Consider the following 2,685-nt stretch of genomic DNA (forward strand, 5'->3'; position numbering starts at 1 on the left):
GAATATTTATATCGTGTTACGATACATAGCCATCGACAAGCCCGGCTGGCCGCTTCGACCTTGCCGCATATCCGACAGACGGCCCGCCGCCAGGAAGCGAACTGCCATGAAGACCCATCACTCGAACCCGGAGCATCTGCGTGATTTCACCACGGATGCCAGGGTGCTGCTCGTTGCCGCCATTGCCGTGGTGGTGGCGACAGCCGGGCTGTTTGCCGGCATCGCGCTGTTGAAGCTGATCCGGCTGGCCACCAACATCGCTTATTTCGGCCAGTTCTCGCTTGCCGATCTGAAACTCGAGGATACGCCTCTTGGGCTTGCCGCCGTCATCGTGCCGGTGATCGGTGCGCTGATCATCGGCCTGATGGCGCGCTTCGGCAGCGAGAAGATCCGCGGCCACGGCATTCCCGAGGCCATTGAGGCGATCCTGCTGGGGCGCTCAAAACTCGACGCCAAGGTGGCTATCCTGAAGCCGCTGTCGTCGGCGATCTCGATCGGCTCCGGCGGACCCTTCGGCGCGGAAGGCCCGATCATCATGACAGGCGGCGCCATCGGCTCGCTGATAGCGCAGATGCTGCCGGTCAGCGACACCGAACGCAAGACGCTGCTGGTGGCGGGTGCGGCGGCGGGCATGACGACGGTCTTCGGAACACCGATCGCGGCCATCATGCTGGCGGTCGAACTGCTGCTTTTCGAATGGACGCCGCGCTCTTTCATTCCGGTGGCGGTCGCGGCTGTTATCGCCGAGGTCGAGCGCACCATGCTGCATCTGCCCGGACCGATCTTCCCGTTCCAGGGAGGCATGGCGGTGTCCTTTGTCGGCCTTGCCGGCTGGGTGGCGATCGGTGTCGCGGCCGGCCTGTTGTCGGGACTGCTGACGCAGATGGTCTATGCCTGCGAGGACGGTTTTCAGAAACTGCCCATCCACTGGATGTGGTGGCCGATGCTGGGCGGTCTGGTGGTCGGCATTGGCGGGCTGATCGAACCGCAGGCGCTCGGCGTCGGCTATGACAACATCGCCGACATGCTGGATGGCCACACGCTTGCCACCGCCGCACTCATCCTGCTGGTGGTCAAGGCCATCATCTGGTCGGTGGCGCTCGGTTCGGGAACGTCGGGAGGTGTACTCGCGCCACTGCTGATCATGGGCGGGGCGATGGGGGCGGTGCTCGCCGGTTTCCTGCCGGCGGCGGACCCGGGTTTCTGGGCGCTGCTGGCGATGGCCGCCACCATGGGCGGCACGATGCGTGCACCGTTGACGGCCACTTTCTTCGCGGTCGAGTTGACCGGCAACACCCATGTGCTGGTGCCGCTGATCGCGGCCTGCGCGGCGGCGCACGCCGTCACCGTGCTCTTGATGAAGCGTTCGATCCTGACCGAAAAGATCGCCAGGCGAGGGCACCACCTCGTGCGCGAATATCGTGTCGACCCTTTCGCCCTGACCAGGGTGCGTGAGGTGATGACTTCGCAGGTCGAAAGCGTGCCGGCGACAATGACGCTGCATGGCGCGGTAGCCTTCCTGACCGCACCGGAGACGCGGCATCCGAGCTTTCCGGTGGTCGATGAAAACAGGCAGGTGCTCGGCCTCATCGATCCGCCGGCGATCCTGCGCTGGCGCCGTGCCGGCACCCACCGCACCACTACGCTTGGCGAATTGCTGGCCGGGAGCAAGGTGACGCTCGCCTATCCGGATGAGTATCTCGAAGGCCTTTCCGACAAACTGCTGATGGCCAACGTCTCCCATTTGCCCGTCGTCACCCGTGAAGGCTCGCAACTGGTCGGCTATGTCGGCTGGAAGGATCTGATGCGCGTGCGGTCGAGGAAGCAGGCCGAGGAGCGCGAGCGTTCGACCTTGCTTGGCTTCGGCACCAGACGCAGGAAAAAGGCAGAAATGGTCGAGGGCCTGTAGGCTGTAGACTCTCCAGCCGCAAACGCTCCCTTTCGCCGCTCGTCCATAAATTGCGCGTGCCCAGTCCTTGGCGATGTTCTGCGACCCGTGACAAAACCGCAAGATCGGTCGAGCACGTTATGGCCATGAGCGACTAGTTGGAGCCGCCACGGAGGAAGGACGATGAAGGCAGTGCTTCAGCACTACCATGTGCGGATGCAGCGAGTGTTGGACTACATCGACCGGCATCTTGGCAGTGATCTGGACCTGGAAACGCTGAGCGGTGTCGCGGCCTTCTCGAAGTTTCATTTCCACCGGCAGTTTAAGGCGACCTTCGGGTTGTCCGTGCATCGCTATGTTCAGCTTGCCCGTATGAAGCGCGCTTCGTACCGGCTGGCCTACAGAGACGCCCAAAGCGTCACGGACATAGCGATGGATGCCGGTTACGATGCACCGGATGCCTTCGCCCGCGCCTTTCGGCAACGGTTCGGACAATCGCCTTCGTCGTTCCGGAAGTCTCCCGACTGGGAGCCGTGGCTTGCGGCCTTCGGGCCTCTCGACAACGCTAGGAGCAAGCTCATGCAGAAGACTTTTGCCACTAACGACGTGACGATTCGCGATGTGGCCCCGACGCCGGTGGCGATCATGGAGCATCGGGGCGACCCGGCGACGCTCGGCGCCACCATCCAGCGGTTCATCGCGTGGCGCTAGGCCGCTGGCCTGTCGCCCAAGACAAGTCCGACCTTCAATGTCTGGCGTTCCGAGCGGCGTCCTGCGTCGCCTGCCGATTATAGCGT

The 2,685-nt window shown here is 63.5% G+C and carries 1 protein-coding gene and 1 pseudogene; both read left to right on the forward strand.

Features of this window, described 5'->3' with window-relative positions:
* Positions 1-106 precede the first annotated feature (106 nt).
* Positions 107-1,909, forward strand: coding sequence for a chloride channel protein (locus EN993_RS34245; RefSeq protein ID WP_127266088.1), 1,803 nt, complete (start codon positions 107-109; stop codon positions 1,907-1,909).
* Between the two features lie 162 nt (positions 1,910-2,071).
* Positions 2,072-2,685, forward strand: a pseudogene (locus EN993_RS34250) (helix-turn-helix domain-containing protein); the annotation flags it as partial.

The sequence above is a fragment of the Mesorhizobium sp. M7D.F.Ca.US.004.01.2.1 genome, from assembly GCF_003997785.1.
GTDB classification, from domain to species: Bacteria; Pseudomonadota; Alphaproteobacteria; order Rhizobiales; family Rhizobiaceae; genus Mesorhizobium; species Mesorhizobium loti.

What these genes read in the sequence shown, in the direction of transcription:
- EN993_RS34245 (WP_127266088.1), top strand. Translation starts at nt 107, where the DNA reads ATGAAGACCCATCACTCGAACCCGGAGCATCTGCGTGATTTCACCACG.